At 66.2% G+C, this 20,679-nt stretch carries 13 protein-coding genes; 7 read left to right on the forward strand and 6 right to left on the reverse strand.

What is annotated here, in order from left to right; translation table 11 throughout:
• Positions 1-140 precede the first annotated feature (140 nt).
• The 7 genes from OXR00_RS13505 (at position 141) to OXR00_RS13535 (ending at position 10,285) form a co-directional block, all read left to right on the forward strand.
• Positions 141-1,592 carry a nucleoside hydrolase-like domain-containing protein gene (locus tag OXR00_RS13505; protein WP_267388782.1) on the forward strand — a complete coding sequence of 484 codons (1,452 nt, stop codon included), beginning with the start codon at positions 141-143 and terminating at the stop codon, positions 1,590-1,592.
• A gap of 16 nt (positions 1,593-1,608) precedes the next feature.
• Positions 1,609-2,988, forward strand: coding sequence for a glycoside hydrolase family 43 protein (locus OXR00_RS13510; RefSeq protein WP_267388783.1), 1,380 nt, complete (start codon positions 1,609-1,611; stop codon positions 2,986-2,988).
• Positions 2,989-3,010: 22 nt separating this feature from the next.
• Positions 3,011-5,938: a TIM-barrel domain-containing protein gene (locus OXR00_RS13515; RefSeq protein WP_267388784.1), complete on the forward strand. Its 2,928-nt coding sequence runs from the start codon at positions 3,011-3,013 to the stop codon at positions 5,936-5,938.
• A gap of 194 nt (positions 5,939-6,132) precedes the next feature.
• Entirely contained in the window at positions 6,133-7,317 is a 1,185-nt protein-coding gene (locus tag OXR00_RS13520) for an acyltransferase (RefSeq protein ID WP_267388785.1), read from the forward strand.
• A gap of 142 nt (positions 7,318-7,459) precedes the next feature.
• Positions 7,460-7,822, forward strand: a complete 363-nt coding sequence (locus OXR00_RS13525; protein WP_267388807.1) for a phosphonate transporter — start codon at positions 7,460-7,462, stop codon at positions 7,820-7,822.
• A 10-nt stretch (positions 7,823-7,832) separates the two neighbouring features.
• On the forward strand, positions 7,833-9,122 hold the full coding sequence (locus OXR00_RS13530) for a sensor domain-containing diguanylate cyclase (protein WP_267388786.1): 1,290 nt from the start codon (positions 7,833-7,835) through the stop codon (positions 9,120-9,122).
• Positions 9,119-10,285 carry an AMP-binding protein gene (locus OXR00_RS13535; RefSeq protein WP_267388787.1) on the forward strand — a complete coding sequence of 389 codons (1,167 nt, stop codon included), beginning with the start codon at positions 9,119-9,121 and terminating at the stop codon, positions 10,283-10,285. The genes OXR00_RS13530 and OXR00_RS13535 overlap by 4 nt, the downstream gene beginning before the upstream one ends.
• A 131-nt stretch (positions 10,286-10,416) precedes the next feature.
• Here OXR00_RS13535 and OXR00_RS13540 read toward each other — a convergent pair whose 3' ends face one another.
• The 6 genes from OXR00_RS13540 to OXR00_RS13565 form a co-directional block, all read right to left on the reverse strand.
• Positions 10,417-12,303, reverse strand: a complete 1,887-nt coding sequence (locus tag OXR00_RS13540; protein ID WP_267388788.1) for a glycoside hydrolase family 127 protein — start codon at positions 12,301-12,303, stop codon at positions 10,417-10,419.
• Positions 12,304-12,475: 172 nt separating this feature from the next.
• The gene (locus OXR00_RS13545; RefSeq protein ID WP_267388789.1) at positions 12,476-13,444 is read right to left on the reverse strand and encodes an alpha/beta hydrolase; all 969 of its coding nucleotides are present in this window, start codon (positions 13,442-13,444) and stop codon (positions 12,476-12,478) included.
• Between the two features lie 153 nt (positions 13,445-13,597).
• Positions 13,598-14,992 carry an alpha/beta fold hydrolase gene (locus OXR00_RS13550; protein WP_267388790.1) on the reverse strand — a complete coding sequence of 465 codons (1,395 nt, stop codon included), beginning with the start codon at positions 14,990-14,992 and terminating at the stop codon, positions 13,598-13,600.
• An 11-nt stretch (positions 14,993-15,003) separates the two neighbouring features.
• Positions 15,004-16,422, reverse strand: a complete 1,419-nt coding sequence (locus tag OXR00_RS13555; protein WP_267388791.1) for an MmgE/PrpD family protein — start codon at positions 16,420-16,422, stop codon at positions 15,004-15,006.
• Positions 16,370-17,911 (reverse strand): tannase/feruloyl esterase family alpha/beta hydrolase, encoded by a 1,542-nt coding sequence (locus tag OXR00_RS13560; RefSeq protein WP_267388792.1) that lies wholly within the window; start codon positions 17,909-17,911, stop codon positions 16,370-16,372. Before OXR00_RS13560 ends, OXR00_RS13555 begins: the two co-directional genes overlap by 53 nt.
• Complete coding sequence (locus OXR00_RS13565) at positions 17,911-20,625, reverse strand: TonB-dependent receptor (RefSeq protein ID WP_267388793.1); 2,715 nt, start codon at positions 20,623-20,625, stop codon at positions 17,911-17,913. The genes OXR00_RS13560 and OXR00_RS13565 overlap by 1 nt, the downstream gene beginning before the upstream one ends.
• Positions 20,626-20,679 lie beyond the last annotated feature (54 nt).

The following is a 20,679-nucleotide window of genomic DNA, read 5'->3' on the forward strand; positions in this document are numbered from 1 at the left end:
TCAACATCTTGTCTGCGACGCGGGTGGGGTTCTGCTGCACCTCGTGGACCCCACGCTTGCTTTCAGTAGGACTAATGAAACACAACGCGTTAGGAACCGCATCAAGGTCAGATCAATGGCCACGAGAGGGAGGGCGACGGATGCTGAGGTTCTGGGCCATGATGGGGGGTGCCGCGCTCCTCGTCGCGCCGATCGCGGCGGCAGCTTCGGAAACGCCGATGGCTGCGCCAGCGCAGAAGCAGCGCTTGATCGTGCTAAGCGATATCGAGGCAGACCCGGACGATACCGAAAGTTTCACCCGCCTGTTCCTGTATGCGAGCGAGATCGACCTGGAAGGGCTGATCGCGACCACCTCGGTCCACATGAAGACGGCGATCCACCCCGATTCTATCCGCCGCATCCTTCACGCCTATGGCAAGGTGCAACCGAACCTCGCGCTGCACGAAACCGGCTATCCGGGTGCCGATCGGCTGCTCGCGCTCGTGCGCGACGGGCAGCCGGGCTACGGTATGGCGATGGTCGGCGCGGGCAAGGACACCGCCGGCTCGCGCCTCATCATCGCGGCGCTGGAGCGGCCCGATTCGCGACCGCTGTGGGTGACGGCATGGGGCGGCGTGAACACGCTGGCGCAGGCGCTCTACACCATCCGCGAGATGCGCAGCTCCGCCGAGGCGAAGCGGCTGATCGCGAAGCTGCGCGTCTATACCATCTCGGACCAGGACGACAGCGGCGCGTGGATCCGCCGCACCTTCCCCAACGTGTTCTTCATCGTCAGCCCCGGCGGCTACGGTGCCGGCACGTGGACCGGCATCAACACGCTGATCGACGGCGCCGACAACACGACGATCAGCAACACATGGCTGCGCGACAACATTCAGCAAGGCCACGGCCCGCTCGGCGCGGTCTATCCCGATGTCGCCTATGGTATGGAGGGCGATACGCCGTCCTGGCTGTCGCTGATCCCCAATGGCCTGAGCGTACCCGAGCATCCCGATTGGGGCGGCTGGGGCGGCCGCTACGAACTCTACACGCCACCGGTCGCCACCACCGATCCGAGCGGGTTCAGCAATGTCGCCATTGAGCCGGAGACGCGCCCGATCTGGACCAACGCGATCGACAGCTACATGCCGTGGCAGCAGCGCGAATATGGCCGCGCGCAAACCCCGTCGGATCGGCAGATCAAGGATTTTCGTGCCGGCATCTGGCGCTGGCGCGACGATTTCCAGAACGACTTCGCCGCACGCATGATGTGGACGACCGAGCCGTTCGCCCACGCCAACCACCCGCCGGTGGTCAAGCTCTCCACGCCCGAGCGCGTTACCGTTAAATCCGGCCAGCGCTTCGTGCTGAGCGCAATCGACAGCACCGATCCCGATGGCGACAGCCTCAGCTTCCAGTGGTTCCATTATGCCGAGGTCGGCCACTGGCGCACGGTGATCCCAAACGGCATCGCCGCCAACATCCATACGGTCGATTTCACCGCGCCCAAGGTGACCGAGCCGCGCGAGGCGCATTTCATCGTCCGCGTGAGCGACAAGGGTTCGCCGCCGCTCACCCGCTACGCGCGCGTGATCGTCACCATCACACCCTGATCCGGGAGACTTCTCCATGCCACGCCTCGCCCGCCTGTTCGCGCCCGCGCTGCTCGCCGCGGCAGCGCCGCTTGCCACCGCGCAGGCGAGCGCGCCGATCATCCAGACGCGCTTCACCGCCGATCCCGCGCCGATGGTGCATGACGGCGTGGTCTATCTCTACACCAGCCACGACGAGGACGATGCCGAGGACTTCAGGATGCTCGACTGGCGGCTGTACAGTTCGACCGACATGGCGAACTGGACCGATCGCGGCGTGGTCGCATCGCTCAAGACCTTTCCCTGGGCGAACCAGACCAACGACGCCTGGGCGCCGCAGGTGGTCGCGCGCAACGGCAAGTTCTATCTCTACGCGCCGATCACCGTGGCGGGATCGCCGCGCAACGTGATCGCGGTCGCGGTCGCCGACAATCCCGCCGGGCCGTTCCGCGACGTGCTCGGCAAGCCGCTGATCGCGCCGGGCGAAGGCTATTTCGATCCGACCGTGTGGATCGACAGGCAAGGTCAGGCCTATCTCTACTGGGGCAATCCGGACCTGTGGTACGTCAAGCTCAACCCCGACATGGTGAGCTATTCCGGCCCGATCACCAAGGTACAGCCGCGCATCACCGATTATCAGGAAGGTCCATGGTTCTACGGTCGCGGCGGCCATTATTACATGGCCTTCGCCTCAACCTGCTGCTCGGAAGGCATCGGCTACGCGATGAGCGACCGCCCTACGGGTCCGTGGACGTACAAGGGGCCGATCATGGACCACGATATGCGCGCTACCGGCAACCACCCCGGCATCATCGACTATAAGGGCGGATCGTACCTGTTCGGCTTCAGCTACGAGTTGAACTTCGCGGTGACGCCGATCCATCACGAGCGCCGCTCGGTCTCGATCGCAAAGTTCGATTATAACCCGGACGGCACCATTTCGAACCTGCACTGGTGGGACAAGACCAGCGCGCCGCAGATCGGGACGCTCAACCCCTATGCCCGCGTCGAGGCGGAGACGATCGCCTGGACCTCACGGATCAAGCGCGACCGTGACCGGCCCTATGCCTGGACGCCCGGCGTCACCACGGCGCAGGATGAAGGCGGCGCGGTGTACGTCACGCGGACCGCCGATCGCAGCTACATCAAGATCGCGGGTGTCGATTTCGGCGCGAGCGGCGCGAAAGCGTTCCGCGCGCAGGTCGCCCACGGCACGCCACACGCGGCCATCGAGTTGCGGCTCGACCGGACGGACGGGCCGGTCATCGGCACTCTTCCTGTCGCCGATGCGCGCGCATGGCAGAAGAAGACCGCTGCAGTCTCGAGCGCGGTCGGCGTCCATGACCTGTACCTGATCTTCCGGGGCGGCGGCGCGCCGTCGCTGGTCGATATGAATTACTGGCGGTTCGACCGCTGACGTGAACGGGAAAGGGAAACGCATGAAAGCACGCTGGATCGCCACCGCCGCCATGATGGTCGCGGCGAGCCCCACGCTCGCGCAAGGCGCTGCCGCGCCGACGGGGCTCGATCCGCTCGGGCAGATGCAAGCCGTCGCGCCCGCCAAGGATGCGGCGTTCCACTTCCAGCGCTTGCGGAACGGCGTGCAGTTCACGCTTGGCGGGGTGACGAAATCGGTGATCTTCTATGCACCCGGCGTGGTGCGGGTGACCGCCAATCTAGGGCAATCCTACTGGACCGCGCGCAGCCTCGTCGTGATCCGCACGCCCGGCGACGTGCCCTTTAAAATTACCGAAAGCGCCGACACGCTCACCCTCAACGGCGCCAAACTGCGCGTCACGATCGACAAGCGCACGGGTGCAGCCAGCTATTACGATGCCTCCGACCGCCTGCTCACCCGCGAAAAGGCGGACGCGCCGCAGACGATCAGCAAGCGCACGATCTCCAACGCGCCGACTTACGAGGTCGAGAACCGCTTCACGCTCAAACCGGACGAGGGCATCTACGGCTTCGGCTTCACCAGTGACGACGACGTGAACCGGCGTGGCAAGGATCTGCTGCTCGTCCAGACCAACGTCGGCATCATCATCCCGGTGATGGTCTCGACGGAGCGCTATGGCGTGCTGTGGGATACCTATTCGCAGATGCGCTTCAAGGACGATGCCGATGGCGCGCGGCTATGGGCGGAAAGCGCGCCGGGTGGCGTCGATTATTACATCATGGCCGGCGATACGATGGACGGCGTGGTCGGCGCCTATCGCTGGCTGACCGGCGACGCGCCGATGTACCCCAAACAGGCGTTCGGCCTGTTCATGAGCAAGGAGCGCTACCCGACGCAGGATCGCATCCTTGAGGTTGCCCGCACTTTCCGCCGCGAGCAGTTCCCGCTCGATTACATCGTGCAGGACTGGCAATATTGGGGCAGCGACAAGGACGGCACCTGGTCGGGCATGATCTGGGACCCGAAACGCTATCCCGACCCGGCGGCGATGAGCCGCGAGATCCACGATCTGCACATGAAACTGATGGTGTCGATCTGGCCGTCGGTCGGCAACGACACGCCGCTGGCGCATGAACTCGACCGTTATGATTTGCGCTTCAAGCCGCTGCACTGGATATCGAAACAGGCGCGCGTGTACGATGCGTACAGCCCGCTCGGCCGCAAGATCTACTTCAAATATGTGAAGTCCGGCCTGCTCGACAAAGGCGTCGACGCGCTGTGGATGGACGGCACCGAGGTCGAGGTCAGCTCGGCGATGTGGAACCCGGTCGATAATATCCGCGACACCAAGGCGCTGGGCAGCAACGCGCTCGGCGACTTCACGCGCTACCTCAACCCATATTCGCTGGAGACGACGCAAGGCACCTATGACGGCGAGCGCGCGACCAGCGACAAGCGCGTCTTCACCCTAACCCGCTCGGCCTGGGCGGGGGCGCAGCGTACCGCTGCGGCATCCTGGTCGGGCGACATCTACGCCAACTGGAAGACGTTCGCACAGCAGGTGTCGGGCGGCGTCAACGTCACCATCACCGGCAATCCGTACTGGACGCAGGACACCGGCGGCTTCTTCGTCAGCGATTTCCCCGGTGGCGAGAAGAACCCGGCATGGCGGGAGCTGTTCGCGCGCTGGTTCCAATATGCGACGTTCAATCCGATCATGCGCGTGCACGGCACCAACGTCGAACGAGAGCCGTATATCTTCAAGACGCTCGATCCGGCGGTGTACAAGACGCTGCTCGACAGCGTGCACCTGCGCTACCAACTGCTGCCCTATATCTACAGCCTGAGCGCGAAGGTGACGTCGGACGGCTATACGCTGATGCGCGCGTTGCCGATGGACTTCCCGGATGATCCGGCGGTGCGCAGCATCAACGACAGCTTCATGTTCGGATCGTCGCTGCTCGTTCACCCGGTCACGCGGGCGATGTACAACATCCTGCCTTCCGCAGCGACCACGGTACCGGCGGACGTGCTGCGCACCGCCGACGGCAAGCCAGGGCTTAACGTGCAGTATTTCGCGGGCGAGAACTTCGAGAAGGCTGCCGGGACCGCGCTCGACGCGAAGATCGACCACACCTGGCCCGACCCGCCGCTTGCCGAAATGCCCGCCGGCCTTACATCGCTCAGCCACTTTTCCGCGCGCTGGCAGGGCGATCTGATCGCGCCCGAGGATGGCGAGTATGAGATCGGGCTGACCGGTAACGATGGCATGCGCCTGTTTCTGGCCGGCAAGCCCGCGATCGACGATTGGAACCGCAGCGCGACACGCTCGCGCGTGGTGCGGTACACGCTCCGGAAGGGCGAGCGGCTGCCGGTGCGGCTCGAGTTCTTCCATCCAGAGGGCGGTCGCGTGTTCCGCTTCATCTGGCGCACGCCGAGCGAGTTGAAGCGCGATGCCGCGACGCTCAGCGCACCGCGCGACCTGACGATGCGGACCTACCTGCCACGCGGCAGCGACTGGTATGATTTCTGGACCAACCAGCGCTATCGCGGCGGCGAAACCGTCACGCGCGAGGCGCCGCTCGACGTGGTGCCGCTATACGTGCGCGCCGGTGCGATCGTGCCGATGGGCTCAGTGCTGCAATATGCCACCGAACGACCGGAAGCGCCCTATGACGTGCGCATCTATCCCGGCGCGGACGGCCGCTTCACGCTGTATGAGGATGACAACGAGACCTACGCCTACGAAAAGGGCCAGTCGGCGCGCTACGATCTGCACTGGGACGATGCCAAACGCACGCTGACGATCGGTGCGCGGCGTGGCACCTTCCCCGGCCTCGTCAAGCAGCGGATGTTGCGGGTCGTGGTAATGGACCGTCCCGGCGACGCGGCGACGACGCAGCCCGAGATGCGCACCGTCCGTTATGACGGCAAAGCGCTCACGCTGCCCTTCGGCAAGGGCAACTGAGGGGTGCCACGCCGCGCCACGGCCCTGCCTCCCGGCAATCGGGATCGCGTCGATGCCACCCGGTCGATCTTCCCGATCGTGACGCGGCCAAGGTGGCAGAAGATGCAGCGATCGCTGCTGGCCCACGCGTCGACCCGGCGCGGATCTGTACGGGCTGGCCAGCGTCGCAGTCCCCGCAATCAACCGAGGGCACAATGATGAGTCCGGCGCACACACACGATGCAGCGCAGGTCGAGCGTCGGACACTGCGGCCAAACCAGCCCGGTGCAGACACGACAGCCACGGGCAAACAGCATTTCGAGGTGCTTGACGGCCTGCGCGGATCGGCTGCCCTGCTCGTCGTGCTGTTCCACATCCAGGGGATCACCGTCGGCTGGCAGGGCTCCAAGATCCTGCTGCATCACGGGCCGCTGGCGGTGGACTTCTTCTTTGCCCTGTCCGGCTTCGTGATTGCCTATGCCTATGACGATCGCTGGGGCGGAATGCGCGTCCGCCACTTCCTTGCCTTGCGACTCATTCGGCTGCACCCGATGGTGATCCTGGGCGTGCTGCTCGGCTTTGCCAGCTACCTTCTCGATCCATTCGCCGGCCAGGCACAGGCGGCGTCGTGGCGGATGGTGCTGGTTGCGCTTGGTATGGGGCTGCTGCTGCTGCCGGCCTGGCCGCTGCCGAACCGGTTCGGCGATACCCACACCTTGAACGGTCCGTGCTGGAGCCTGCTCCAGGAGTATGTCGGCAATTTGGCCTATGCGCTCGTGCTGCGGCACCTGTCGGCGCGGGTGCTCGCCATTCTGGCGGTGCTGAGCGGGCTGGTGCTGGTCGCCTGTGCCGGCGCGCTGGGGTCGCTGGATCAAGGGTCAGACTGGCGCAGCGTCTGGATGGCACCGGTCCGGCTGTGTTTCCCGTTCCTGACCGGTATGTGGCTCTTTCGTGTGAAGGACCGGCTGCCTTGCGTGCGGCTGGGATGGCTTCCGCTCACTGCGGTGATGATCGTCGTCATGGCGCTTCCCACATGGCCGGAGGTAGGCGGCCTCAAACTCAACGGGCTCTATGAAGCGGCCTGTGTCGTGCTCGTGTTCCCCGCCATGCTTGTCCTCGGCGCGCATTCCGAGCCAGGCAGGGGCATGCTCGGCCTGTGCAAGGCGAGCGGACGCATTTCCTACCCGATCTACATGGTCCATTTCCCGTTCCTGTATGTCTGGATGAACTACGTCGCCAACGAGCACGCCACGTCCGCGCAGTTGGTCGTGATCGGGCTGGCGCTGGTGCCATTGGTCCTGCTCGCTTCCGGGGCGGCTTACGAATATTGGGACAAGCCGATCCGACGTCGTCTCAGGATGTGGCTGCATGATCGCCCTGCGATCACGCAGCGGCCCTGAATGGCGCTTCCGGTACCCCCATCCTGCTTTCGCCTCCCGTTAGACCTGGCGAGCGTGGCAATCTTGGACTGCTGTTCGACGATATTAGCTGCCGGTTAACATCGATCGGGCATGTAGCACGCAACCTGGAGTGCCTGTGCCGATGTCGGAAGCTAGCTTTGAAACGGTCGCCATCGGCGATCTCGACGGAATGACTGCGGACGAGCGAGACGCCCTGCCCTACGGGGTTGTCGGCTTTGGCGCAGACACGAACGTTGCGATCTATAACGCAACGGAGGCGCGCATGTCGGGCCTTGATCCATCGACGGTTGTCGGTGTGCCGTTTTTCGACGCGGTCGGCCAATGCATGAACAACTTCATGGTGGCGCAACGGTTCGAAGACGAAGCCGCGATCGACGATATCATACCCTATGTGCTGACCCTGCGCATGCGCCCGACAAAGGTCCGCCTTCGTCTGCTCGCAGATCAGGAAATACCATATCGTTACATACTGATCGAACGATGAGGCCATAACCATGACCGAGAAATCGAGCGAGGAGCAGCTTCTAGAGTTCCTCTATGCGTGCCCTGTCGGCTTGATCGAATGCGATGCTGCCGGCGAGATCGCGATGATGAACCCGCATGCCATGCAGCATCTGTTGCCGCTCGCGGGTACGCGTGATGCCAGCAACCTGTTTGCCGCGCTTGAGCAACACGCTCCGGAGTTGCGCAGCCTTTGCGCCGCCTACACGCCTGCCGCCGGCAAAATTTGCGACGGGCACCGCATTTTCGTCGATCTGGGTGGGGGCCGGGGCAAAACAGCGCCGAAGGTGCTCGCATGCACGATGGTCAAGCTTGGCGCCGACCGTCTGATGGTGACCTTGTCGGACATCAGCCAGCAAGTTGCTCAAGAGGAACGGCTGCGACAAGCCGATACATGGTTCGCAACCCTGCTGGACGGCGTTGCGGAATATGCCGCGCTGTCCATCACCCCGGACGGCCTCATCACCTCCGCCAATCCCGGCTTTACGCGGCAAACCGGACACGACTGCGCAACGGTCATCGGCCACAAGCTGGCAGAGGTCCTGCAAACGGACCCGTCGGGTGGGGATTTGCGCCTTGAGGAGCAGGTCGAGATCGCGCAGCGAGACGGCTGGCATCTTCAGGAGGGATGGCAGCAGCGCCGCGATGGGGGACGCTACTGGTGCCAGCGCCTCGTCGTGGCACGGGCGGATGACGCCTCATCGCTCCCGACCGGCTTTTCCGTCGTGCTCCGCGATGTGCCGAGGCGTGAGGCCGCTGCCGAGGATATTCGCCGCCTGCTGACCTGCGATCACCTCACCGGCGCGTCGAACCGGAGGCATTTCAGCCAGGTAATGGAACGCGAGCAAGCGCACTGGCGCGAGTTGCGCCATTCGCTGGCGCTGGTCGTCCTCGACCTAGACCATTTCAAAATCGTCAATGATCGCTATGGGCACCCCGTTGGCGACACGCTGCTCTGCCAAGTCGCTGAAGCCTGTGCGGCGCTCCTGCCGCCGCGGGGCATCTTTGCCCGTCTTGGCGGAGAGGAATTCGGGGCACTGCTGCCGCGCTTCGACCTCAATCAGGCTCTGAACCTTGCCGAAGAGATGCGGGCGGCAGTCGCGGATTTGTGCATCGATACACCGATGGGCAAGCTGGGCGCGACGGCAAGTTTCGGCTGCGCCACATTGGAAGAAGCCAACGGTTCGATCGACGCGTTGATCGCCTTGGCCGATCGCCGGCTCTACGCGGCGAAACACAGCGGTCGGAACCAGGTGCATCGGCCCCAAGCCCGCGCGGCATGAGTTCGGCGCTTCCCCGCTCGGCGATACAGCGGATCGCCCGCGCCGTCGTCATGGCGGAAGTCGGACGCTTGCGCGAGCGCGGCCAGCCGGGCCTGCCAGCGGATATTTGGCCTGATGCAATGCCGATCGGTGACGACGGCCTGGGTCTGGACTCTCTGGAGCAATTAGGCGCGCTTGGCGCCTTGGCGGAGATGTTCGGGCTGGACGACCACCTGCTCGGGCCGGAGCCACCGCGCGTGGTCGGAGGGTGGGTGGGCTGGATCATGGCCCGCCACGACCCTGGCGACGGCGAACTGACGGTGATGACCTCCGGTTCGACCGGTCAACCCCGGCCATGTGTTCATGCCATAGCGGACCTCCTGACCGAGGCTCGGTTTCTGGCCACGCAGCTCGGCGGCCGGCGTCGTGTCGTGGCCCTGGTCCCTGGCCATCATCTTTATGGCATCATCTGGACGGCCCTCCTGCCGACGGTGCTCAATGTCCCGGTGGTGGCGCGCACGTTGGGCGCCCCCCTCGATCTCGCCTCGGGCGATCTGGTGGTCGCTGTTCCCGATCAATGGCGCGCCATCGCTCGGCTGGTCCGCTCGTTTCCGGAAGACGTCGTGGGATGCAGCTCGGCCGGCCCGCTTGACGCAACTCTCGCAACGGACCTGCTCGCCGCCGGGCTGAGCCGACTCCTTGATGTCTATGGATCCTCCGAGACCGGCGGGATCGCCGTTCGCGATCTACCTGACGACGCCTATAATCTGCTGCCGCGTTGGCGGCTGGCGCCCGCGGGCGAAGATGATTGGCAATTGTACGATGCCAGGGGGCGCAGCTACAGCCTCCCCGACCATGTCGAGCGGATTGGAGAGCGCAGGCTCCGACCGATCCGTCGACGGGACGGTGCGGTCAAGGTTGGTGGCGAAACCGTGTGGCCAGCTCGTGTAGTCGACACGTTGCGGCAGATCGATGGAGTCGCCGATGTGGCCGTCCGGCAGCATGATAACGGTCGACTGAAGGCCTTCATCGTGCCGGATGGCACTCGGGAACCGACCGAACTCTCCGCTGCGATCGAGAACATCTGTGATGTTCGATTGTCCCCTGCCGAACGTCCGCGCAGCGTCCGGTTCGGCGCTGCGTTGCCCCGAAACATGATGGGCAAACTGGAAGACTGGGCATGATGCCGGCCGCGGGTTCCGCGCCGGCGCAACGCTTTCTTCTGTCTCCAAACCCGCCGCTCGTTCAGATCACGACGCCATAGCCTCCGCGTGCGACGACCGCGCGTCGATGATCCTGTGCCATGGCGGTCCGGTCAGGCTTTCGCAGGCGCATTATCGCGAATCTTCCAATAGGTTGCGTAATGTTCATGCGCCACCTGATGGTAGGGCTTGAGCTCGACAGGCTCGCCCCGGGCATCCGGCATGGTGAAGGTCAGCGGGTCGGAGCCCGGCCGGACTGCGCGCGCGATCGCCTCCGGATCGCCGTCGCCCAGGGACGGGACGGGAACCGGGGTGTTGAGGTACTCGCCGTATTTCCGCTCGTTGACGACAAGGTCGCTGCCCGCAGGGATACCGGCGTTCCCGAACGCTCCCGCCAGCACCAGCGGGCCATAGGTGAGCGCGAAAATGTCTGGTGCGGACGGCAGCGGCGCCGCTGCGACGTGCATCGGCAGGGACAGGTCGATCGTGTCGCCGCTGTGCCAGACCCGGTCCACCGTGACATAGCTGCCCGGTCGGTCCGCGTGTGCCACCACCTCGCCGTTCACCCGCACCTCGACGGCCGGCGCCCAGGCGGGATGCCGCAGGTGCAGCGCCAGCGACGTCGGTCGCGCAAGGGTCCAGCGCAGCCGCGTCGAGGGCGCCTCGGGGAAACGCGTGGTCTGCGTCAGCGTGGCGTGTTGCTGCCGCCACGTCACCGCAGACGGGATGAACAGGTTGACCCACAGCGCGCGATCATTGTGGAAGTAGATCGCCTCGCCGTATTTGGCGTGGTTTTCCATGCCGGTACCGGTGCAGCACCAGAAGGAATCGACGGGCGTGCAATACAGCTTCACATAGCCCGGCCGCGCGCCTTGGAAATAGGTCACCATCCCGCTTGCCGGATCCTGCGACGCCAGGATGCCGTTGTAGAGTGCGCGCTCATAGAAGTCGGCGTACGCAGCGTCCGGCCGCTGCAGGAACAGCATCCGGGTCAGCTTCAGCATGTTGTAGATGCCGCACGTTTCCGAGCCTTTGGCGGAGAAAACGTGCTGTGCCGCATCCACGACCGGGTAGAAATGCTCGGCATCGCCGTGCCCGCCGGTCGCATAGGAGCGGGTCTGCACAACGGTGCGCCAGAAGAACTCGGCAGCGCTGTGATAGTCCGCTGCGCCCGTCACCTCGGCGACCCGCTGGAAGCCGACGATCTTGGGGATGGTCGTGTTCGCGTGCACCCCGTCGAGGTGATCCTGCGCCTTTTCCAGCGGCACCAGCGTCGCCTTGTGCGAGAAGCGCGTCGCCATCGTGCGGTAGTCGGGATTGCCGGTCAGCGCGAACAGGTCGGCGAAGATCTCGTTCATGCCGCCATGCTCGACCCCGAGCATCGTCTCGAAGCGTTCGTCCGACAAGGAACGGGTCGCGACCACCGCCCAATCCGCGAACCGGATCAGCACGTCGCGCGCCTGCGTGCTGCCGGTTTGCTGATAGGCGTCGCGCAGGCCCGCGTAGACCTTGTGCAACGTGTACCAGGGCACGCCCGTCACCTTGCTGTCGTCCGCGATGAACGCAGCGACGAGCCCCGGCCCCTCCGGGAACGCGCATAACAGTCCGGTGTCACCCGCCTTCTGACAGGCGGCGAGTTCGGCGACGATATAGTCGACCCGCTGGCGCATCCGCTTGTCGCCCGTCGCGGCACTCATGAACGCGACGCCGGAGAGATAGTGGCCGAGCGAATGCCCCTGACAATGGATGTCCGTCCACGTCGGGGCGGACTCCCATCCGCCGTAGATCGGCGCCTTGGGCGGCAGACCGGCATTGACGCGGAAGCTATGCAGCAGCCGGTCGCAATCCAGACTGAGCAGATAGGCGGCGCTCAATCGCTGCGCCTGCAAGAAGGGGCCATCGAGCAAGCGGACGTCGCGAAGCTCGAAGCCGCTCAGCGTGCTACCCACCGCTGGTGAACCGGTATCGGCGGCAAGGCTGGGGGTGGTGCCAACAGCCATCCAGGCTGACGCGAGGCCAAGTACGCTGGCTGACCCAAGCTCACGGCGGTTTAAGCCGCCATGCTTGCAACACGGCTGATCGAACACGCTCTCTCTCCCAAACGGCTTTGCGGCCTTATCCGGTTGCGACCATGATTTGGCAACCGCGACGACAGCGCGAAGATCGAGCCGCCTAGCCGAGCCCTTGCGCCTGCGCCCAGACGGCGAACATGTCCTTCCAGTGCCGCGCGGGCTCTCCTGCCGGGCCCGGCAACCCCAGGCCATGTCGGCCGGCGGTGAACAGATGCGTCTCGACCTTGACGCCCGCCATCTTGAGCGCGGCGCGCATCTCCACGGTATTCTCGACCGAGACGGTCGTGTCATCCTCGGCATGGGCCATGAAGACGGGCGGCGTCGCTGCGGTCACGTTATGCGCCGGGCTATGCGCTCGCTGGGTCTCGACCGACGGGTTTGGACCCAGCAGCATGTCGCGCGAACCACCATGCGCGAGCGGCGCGCTCATCGACTGGACGGCATAGATGGGCGCTGCGATCGCTGGCCGGGCGCTCAGCCGATCCGCTGCATCGACCGGCGCATACACTGTCGCGTCATAGCGGGTGGCGAGATCGCCGCAGACATGACCGCCAGCCGAAAAGCCGAGCGCGCCAACCTTGGCGGGATCGATGCCGTAGGTCGGCGCGCGCGACCGGATCAGCCGCATCGCGCGTTGCGCGTCGGCCAGCGGCACATCCGCGCGGTTCGCCCAGCCTTCGCCCGGCAGCCGATAGTATAGGACGAACACCGTCCAGCCGCGCTCGGCGAGCCAGGGTCCGATCTGATATCCTTCCACATCGATGACGATCACCGAATAGCCGCCGCCGGGCGTCACCAGCAGCGCCGCACCATTGGGCCTGGAAGGCCGGAAAACCTTCATGCGCGGGCGAACGATGCCCTTGACCATGCGGCCGTGATGCTGGGCGTCGCCGGTCTCGATCACCTGTTCGACCGGCAGGATGGCGGGGGCACCCGGCGGGATGCCGGGCCACACGTCGATTTCCTCCGTGGGGTAAGCGGGCCAGACGCCAGGGACCGCAGCGCGGGCCGCAGAGCTTAGCAAACCGGTGGCCATGCCGGCCAGCAGCGTTTCGCGACGATTCAACATAGGCGCTCGTTGCCCCTCTCCGACGCGATCATCACTGCCAGATCGGCACATGTCAAAGCCAATGCTGCTCCTCGCTGATGCGGCGACGGCAACAGCTTTGCCGTCGCGGGTCTTTTCTAACGGGCAAGGAGACGCACCGCGTTGGCGTCCCCGCTAGCGAACCTGCCTCCCTGTGTCCGGTACGTCTGTCTCCGAAGCTGGTTCGCCCGCACACGTGTGCTCCACGGCACCGCAGGGCCGGAGGAACCGGGCAGGTCGATAGGTCGCAAAGCGCGCGGTCGGCCCCGCCGATCGATTCAGGCTCGATGCCAAAAGCGCGGCGTCGTCCCAACGGCCGGTCGAAATGCGCCGGTCTAACACCGTGATCGCAGCCACGGTCTCAGCGGCATTGAATGTGCAGTGGCCGGTCGCCTGAACATACACCTGGCGCAGCATCTGCCCGGAGGCGGCGCGGCGCACGATGTCCTGATATGCCTGCTCATACGTCACCATCGTCGCGCCGTCACCGATGGTATGCAGCGTCAGGACAGGGCGAAGAAGCTTGCCGGTTGGAACGAAATTCGCGCGCATATAGGCGACCGCCTTCGGATCGGCGGCGATACGCGGCGCTTTGGCAAGCGTCGCGAGATCGGCGGCAAGCGATAGCCCCGCGCGCCGATACAACGCTGCCACCATCGCCCGCTTGCCCGAGGCTGCGAGTTGCGCCGCGTAATCGACGTCGACATTCCACGACGCGTTGCCACCGGCGCGGCGCTCCTGTTCGAAGCGGGGGAAGAAGACGCCCATCGCGAACCAGCGCGCATAGGCATCGACCCGCCCATCGAGATCGGACGAGCCCGCCGGCGGTGCCGCTGCATCGGGCCGGTCGGGCAGTTGTGCGAACGCGGCGGCAAGCGCGAGGCGGGCGCGACCTGCCGGCGTAGCGATCGCTTTGGCGAGCAGCGCGTCCACCGCCGGGCCTTCCTCGCGAATCGGCGGTTGCGGGGCGCCGGGATGCCAGACGCCCACGATGCGAAGCGGTGCGCCGGGATCGACCAGCGTCCTCAGCGCCCATGCGCCGTCGAGCGCCTGGTTCTCCATGCCGAGCGTGCCCGATAGCGACGCGCACATCGGCATCGCCCCGTCGATCCGGTCCGGATGGCGCTCGACCAGCGCGGCGGTGACGAGGCCGCCCATCGACTCGCCATAAGCGATGACGCGACGCGGTTTGCCGACGGCGCGCGCAAACGCGTTGAGCGCGTCGATCTGGTCCGGTACCGCTTTCTCGACCGCCCAGCCGGTTTCGCGGTACGAACTGCCGAGCAGCGCATATCCGCTTGCCAGCAACGCCTCCGCGCCTTCGTGCGGGCGATCGCGCGGCGGGTTGGCCGGGCCGGCGCTGAAGCCATGGCTGAACAGCAGCACCGTGCCGTTCCACTGCGCCGGGATGTCCGCCGCCCAGACGTTGCCGGTATCGAGCCGCGCCTCGACATGCCGCACAGCCGGCGCCGGGGCCGGAGCTGCGCCGATCGCCAGCAGCGCTGCCAGCGCGATCATCGTGCGGGGCATGTCATTCTCCTTCAATCGCGCGCCAGCAGCGTGGCGACGTTGGTATCGCCGCCAAGCGACAGCAGCCGTTCGGCCAACGCCCCCGCCGCTGTCGCATTGTAGGGCAGCGCCGCCTCCCCCGCACATGCCACGAATTTGTCGATCAGCGCCGCGGTCGCGATCGGGCGATCGGGATGACCGAGCGGGACCATCACCGCCTCGCGCAACACGCTGCCGTCATCGAGCGTGGCGGTGACGATGCCACCGAACGCGGTCGCCACCTGCGCGGTGTCGTGGATCGCCGCCATGCGGGCGGTGAGCGCAAGCAGATCGGCATCGATCCGCGCGCCACCGTCGAAATCCTGAAGTCCGACCGCGCCGCGCACCAGCGCGCATGCCACCGTGTAGAAGATACTGAACTTGGCGTCGATCGCGGTGGCGGGCGCCTGCTTGCGGGCCGGCGGCTCAACCAGCATGCGCTGCACGTCGCCGACCGTGATGGTGATGGCGGCGATATGCTGCCACGCTCCGCCGAGACGCTCGCGCAGGCGCAGTGCCGCCTCGATATAGGCGTGCGTGCCGCGACAGGCCGGCCAGCGCTTGAAACTGAGCTGTTCGCCGTGCACCCGCTCACCCAGCCCGTCGAGCAGCACCACTTCATCGAACATGCCGTCCGCATAGAGGCGATAGAAGCCCCCTTCCCCCTCCAGCGGCGACTCGAAACCGATCACGCCGCTGTGCGCCAGCAACGCCGCCGTTACCGCCGCCTGCGCCGGAAAAGCCTCCCGCACAGCGCGTATCGTAGTGGCGACGCTGTGCTTGATCTCTCCGGGCGCGGTCGCCTGACACAAAGCGAGCGACAGCGCCGACCGGGTCTGCGCGGCATCGAGGCCGAGCAGCCGCGCCGCGCCTGCCGTCGCGCCGAACGCGCCGAGGATCGGCGGCGGATACCAGCCGCCTGCCTCCATCGGTGCGCCAAGCGCGAGCGCCATGCGACAGGTCAGGTCACAGCCGATCGCCATCGCCGCCAGAAACTCCGTGGCGGTGGCGCCGCGCGCCTCCGCCAGCGCGAGCAGGGCGGGCACCAGCGCGGCATTGGGGTGGCAGGGCGCACGGTCGAACGCATCCTCGTAATCGAGCGCATGGGCGAGCGCACCGTTGGCGAACGCCGCCGCCGTCGCCGGCACCCGCGCCGTACCGCCGAGCAGCAGGCTCGGCCCGGTGCCGCTCGCCAGCGCGAGATCGCGGAACGGCGTCGCCTCCGGGCTCAGCCCGCTTGCCCCCAGCATGACGCCGATCGCATCGAGCAGCGCCAGCCGCGTCATGTCGAGCGCGTGCGGCGACAGCGCGGCGTACGGCATCTCGGCGATGTGCGTGGCGATGCGGTCGCTCAGCATGTCAGCGGTACGCCGCCAGCACGGGATCGAGCGCACATCGGTACGACCGCGCATCCGCCTGATCGCCGCCGGTATAGCGCGCACTCTGCGGGAACGCGCATAGCTTGCGGGTGAACACCGGCACGCCCGCGGACAGGCGCGTGCCGATAACCGCATCGGGCGCGCGGCCATGCTCGACCCAGTCGATCACCGACCACAGCACGTCGCGCTGCGGATCGCTGGGTGCGGTGGCCTGCCCCGAACCCCCGAACTGGTCGACACCGGGGCCGCCCTGGCAATGGTACATGCCCGGCACCATCATCAAACGCACCGATTGCCGAAGCGCGGCCATCCCGCCCTGCGCGGCGGCAAGCCGGCGATAGAAGTCGATCGTCGGTCCGGCGATGACCGAAGGGTCCTGCCAACCCTGATAGATGATTGCCTTGCCACCGCGCGCGAGGAACGGCGCGATGTCGGTACGGTCGGCGCGCAACTGCGGCATAGCGGCGTTGGCGGCGGCGAGATCGGCGCTGCGCCGGAACGTGTTCTCGTCCCAATCCGGGTTGTTGTGCACCGCATCCGCCCACATCTGGCGCAGCAGCGGCGACGGCGGGCCGGGCCGCGTCCGCACGCCCGGCAATAGGCCGCGGTCCATCGGCCGCCCATGTTCATCGGGCATCGCGCCGACGATGGTGGCGAGCATCCTGACCTTGGGCGCGGACAGGCAGCCGCCGCTCTGGCCGGTCTTGCAGGCGAGCACGGCCGGCTTGAACCCACACGTCAGCGGGTTCTCGACCACGCCGTCGCGCACCCCGTCCTTCGCGTCGCAGGCTGCAAAGGTCGCCTTCTCGTACAACGACCAATCGGCATCGCTCAGCGCCGCAGCCGGGTGCTGCTTCTGAAGCAGCGAGGACCACATCATCCGCACCGAGATCAGCGGCATGTACGGCCCCGGCGCACCCGCGACGATGCCGTCGTAATCGGCGGGATATTCCTCCAGTTCCTTCAGCCCCTGCCGCCCGCCGCCCGAACAGCCGAGGAAATAGCTGTGCGTCGCCGGCCGCGCGTAGAAGCGCGCGACGATGGCTTTGGCGGCCTGCGTGGCGAGGTGCGTGGCGCGGTGTTCGTAGTCGGTGCGCACCTTCGGGTTCATCATCCAGTGCGGCTGGCTGCTCTTGTGGCCGCTGTCGGTGGTGACAGCGGCGAACCCTTCGGCCACGCGGCGGCTGAGGTCGTTGTAGTTGAACACGCCGGCATCCCCGCCGACGCCGGCGCCGAGCAGCCGACCGTTCCACGCACCCGCCAACGGCAACCACAGTTCGAAGCCGATATTGCCCTCGATCGTACCCGCGACCCGGCATAGCGGTACCCGGACGGGCAACGACTTGTACCCGCCCGGCGTATCCGGCTGGAACGGCTGCGCAGCGTTCGCATGAACCGCCGCCGCGTTGGTGACGACAAACGCGCCGGCGTATGTTCCCGCCAGGCTCGCGCAATCCTGTGCCGCCGCCGGCACCGCCCAGCCGGCTGCGACCAGACCGGCGAGACACCAGCGGCGGCGCATCAGAACTTGACCCCGGCGGTGACGGAGATCAGCCGCGGGATCGGGTTAGTGGATTGCGGATCGTAGCCGCGCACCTGATCGACGAACGGCGGGTTGCGGTTGAATAGGTTGCGCGCATCCACCGACAGCGTGAAGCGCGGCGTGATGTCGAAGCCGAGGTACAGGTCGACCGTATCGTAGGCGCTGATCCGCTGGTACGGCGTCACGCCGGTGTTGGCGTAACCGCTCAGGTGGTTGAGCGTGATACGCCCGTGCACCGCGCCCACCGTCGCGCCGACATCCGCCTGCATGCGGAATTTCTGCGGGAAGTTGATGGTGTTGACGACGTTGGTGAAGGCGGCACCCGGCACCGGGCTGTAGCCATAATGCGTGAAGTAGGTTCCCTGCACGCCGCTGTCGATCTTCACCGCGCCGAAGCTGTGCGCATAGTTCAGCCCGAAATCGAGCCCACGCACCAGCGCCTCGCCAAGGTTCTGCCGCCGCCCGTCGACGATGAACGTCACCGTTGACGCGTTGATCGCCTGATTGATCGGCAGGCCCGAGCCGATCAGGGCCGCGACCTGCGCCGCACTGGGGTTCAGCGTGACGAACGGCGCGTAGAGCGGGTTGGTGAGGATGCCGGACGTGCCGCGCAGCGCGTTGATCTGGTTCTTGTAATCGATGTCGAAATAGGTCGCGGTGGCGATCAGCCCGGGTACGAATGACGGCGCATATTCGAAACCGGCCGACCACGTCGTCGCCGTTTCCGGTTTCAGGCCGGGGTTGCCGCCGGCGATGCCGATACCGGTCTGGTTGCCGGCCGCACCCGGCAGCGTATCATAATAGAGTCCGGCGCCGCCCGCGACCTGCGAGATTTCGGTGAAGGTCGGCGCGCGGAACGAGGTGCCGTAGCTGCCGCGCACCGTCAGATCGTGGATCGGCTTCCATGTCACGCCGACCTTGGGGTTCTTGGTATCGCCGAAGTTGCTGTAATGCTCATACCGGCCGGCGAGCGACACGGTGAGTTGCTGGAACCCGGGAATGGCGTTGGCCGCGCCGAAGATCGGCACGTACAATTCGGCGAACACCGCCTTCACGTCGCGGCTGCCGGCGTCAGCGATCGTCCGCTGTGCGGCGCTGTTGCCCATCACGAGGCTGGTGAAGGTATATTCCTTGCGATATTCCCCGCCGATCGCGGTGCGGACGTTGCCGCCGGGTAGGTGGAACAGCGACCCGGTGAATTGCAGGTTCGCGACATCGAGCCGGGTCGCCCCGACGATCTGGAAATAATTGTCGTGGATGCTCGCCAGCGTCGCCGGGTTGTTGGGGCCGCCGAACACGTTGAGCGCGGTCGCCGGGTTGGTGTCGGCGAGCGCCGTCGCCAGCGCCGCCGCGTTCACGCCGACACGCCGGTCGGACACGTCCTTGGACTCGCCGTGCTGGTAATAGGCCGTGGCGGACCAGTCGCCGAACAGCTTGGCCTCCGCGCCGCCGGACACGTTCCACGAATAGCCGTGGTAGGGGTTCTGGTCCGCGCCGAGTTCGGGCAGCAACGAATAGGCGACCGTCTCCGATGTCACGCCAGCGGCAGGCGCGACGAAGAACGGGTTGGTGTTGCGCACCGTCGCGGTGAACGTGTCGCCCACGCCGGGCGTGATCCCGTCGCGGTAGGAATAGAAGCCATCCGCGAAGATGCGCAGGCGCGAACCGACATCCTGGCTGAAATTGGCGACCGTGCTGATCCGCTGCTGTTCGGGGATGACCGCGTCATAGCCGTTGTAATCGCACTTGTTGCTGGTCCCCGCGATGAGCGAAGCAGCGTTCGCCTGCGTTACGCCGCCGGCGGGAATGGCATAGCTGCGGCCACCGGAGGTGATCGTGCCGGGGTTGCAGAACGTGGTGCGCAGATCACGACCGCCACGGTCGCGATTGTCGTCGCGGTACCACGGCAGGCTAGCGCCGTAGAGTGCCGAATTGTGCGTATATTCGGCGGCGAAGGTGAGATAGCCGCCGTTCCACTTCTTGCCGAACAGGCCGGCGACCTGCTGTTCGCCGTAAGCGCCATCATCGGTGAAGCCGCTGCGCGCGCGCAGTTCGGCACCGTCAAAGTTCTTGCGCAGGATGAAGTTGACCACCCCCGCGACCGCATCCGACCCGTAGATCGCCGATGCGCCGTCCGCCACCACCTCGACCCGGCTGAGCATGATCGACGGGATCACCGAAGGGTCGGTATATTGCCCCTGCGTGCCCTGCGGCGGCAGGCGCTTGCCGTCGTACAGCACCAGCGTCGCGTTGGTGCCGATCCCGCGCAGATTGATGCCGGACCCGCGCGTGGCATTGGCCGCACCGTTCTGCGCGGTGCCGCCGTTGCGGTTCTGCCCCAGCCCGACGATCTGCGGCACGCGGCGCAGCAGATCCGCGCTCGACGTTACCGGTTCCTGCGCGATTTTCGCCTGATCGACCGATATCACCGCCGAGCCGACCGCCGCGACGCCCTTGATGCGGCTGCCGGTGACGACGATGTCGTCGTTGGTCGCACTGCTGGCGGACGCCGGCTGCGTCTCGTCATCCGCCAGCGCCGTGGCGGGCGCGGAGCCGGTGGTCGGCGTGGGATCGGCCTGTGTCACCGGCTGCGCGGTCTGCGCGGCGGCAGGCGTCGCAAGGGCGATGCCCAGCGCGCCACACGCGATGCCCGACAAGGTGTGCGCAGGACGCCGTTCGACGAACGAAAGCATGTCAGTCTCCTCTCTCTGAACCGGTCGTGCCTTCCATCGGGCGCGTACCGGAGG

Origin of the sequence: Sphingomonas sp. GC_Shp_3 (assembly GCF_026540945.1) — a bacterium.
Classification (GTDB): Bacteria; Pseudomonadota; Alphaproteobacteria; order Sphingomonadales; family Sphingomonadaceae; genus Sphingomonas.

Excerpts from the sequence above, each read along its gene's own strand:
- OXR00_RS13505 (WP_267388782.1), top strand. The coding sequence starts at position 141 with ATGCTGAGGTTCTGGGCCATGATGGGGGGTGCCGCGCTCCTCGTCGCG.
- OXR00_RS13510 (WP_267388783.1), top strand. The coding sequence starts at position 1,609 with ATGCCACGCCTCGCCCGCCTGTTCGCGCCCGCGCTGCTCGCCGCGGCA.
- OXR00_RS13515 (WP_267388784.1), top strand. The coding sequence starts at position 3,011 with ATGAAAGCACGCTGGATCGCCACCGCCGCCATGATGGTCGCGGCGAGC.
- OXR00_RS13520 (WP_267388785.1), top strand. The coding sequence starts at position 6,133 with ATGATGAGTCCGGCGCACACACACGATGCAGCGCAGGTCGAGCGTCGG.
- OXR00_RS13525 (WP_267388807.1), top strand. The coding sequence starts at position 7,460 with ATGTCGGAAGCTAGCTTTGAAACGGTCGCCATCGGCGATCTCGACGGA.
- OXR00_RS13530 (WP_267388786.1), top strand. The coding sequence starts at position 7,833 with ATGACCGAGAAATCGAGCGAGGAGCAGCTTCTAGAGTTCCTCTATGCG.
- OXR00_RS13535 (WP_267388787.1), top strand. The coding sequence starts at position 9,119 with ATGAGTTCGGCGCTTCCCCGCTCGGCGATACAGCGGATCGCCCGCGCC.
- OXR00_RS13540 (WP_267388788.1), bottom strand. The coding sequence starts at position 12,303 with ATGGCTGTTGGCACCACCCCCAGCCTTGCCGCCGATACCGGTTCACCA.
- OXR00_RS13545 (WP_267388789.1), bottom strand. The coding sequence starts at position 13,444 with ATGTTGAATCGTCGCGAAACGCTGCTGGCCGGCATGGCCACCGGTTTG.
- OXR00_RS13550 (WP_267388790.1), bottom strand. The coding sequence starts at position 14,992 with ATGCCCCGCACGATGATCGCGCTGGCAGCGCTGCTGGCGATCGGCGCA.
- OXR00_RS13555 (WP_267388791.1), bottom strand. The coding sequence starts at position 16,422 with ATGCGCGGTCGTACCGATGTGCGCTCGATCCCGTGCTGGCGGCGTACC.
- OXR00_RS13560 (WP_267388792.1), bottom strand. The coding sequence starts at position 17,911 with ATGCGCCGCCGCTGGTGTCTCGCCGGTCTGGTCGCAGCCGGCTGGGCG.
- OXR00_RS13565 (WP_267388793.1), bottom strand. The coding sequence starts at position 20,625 with ATGCTTTCGTTCGTCGAACGGCGTCCTGCGCACACCTTGTCGGGCATC.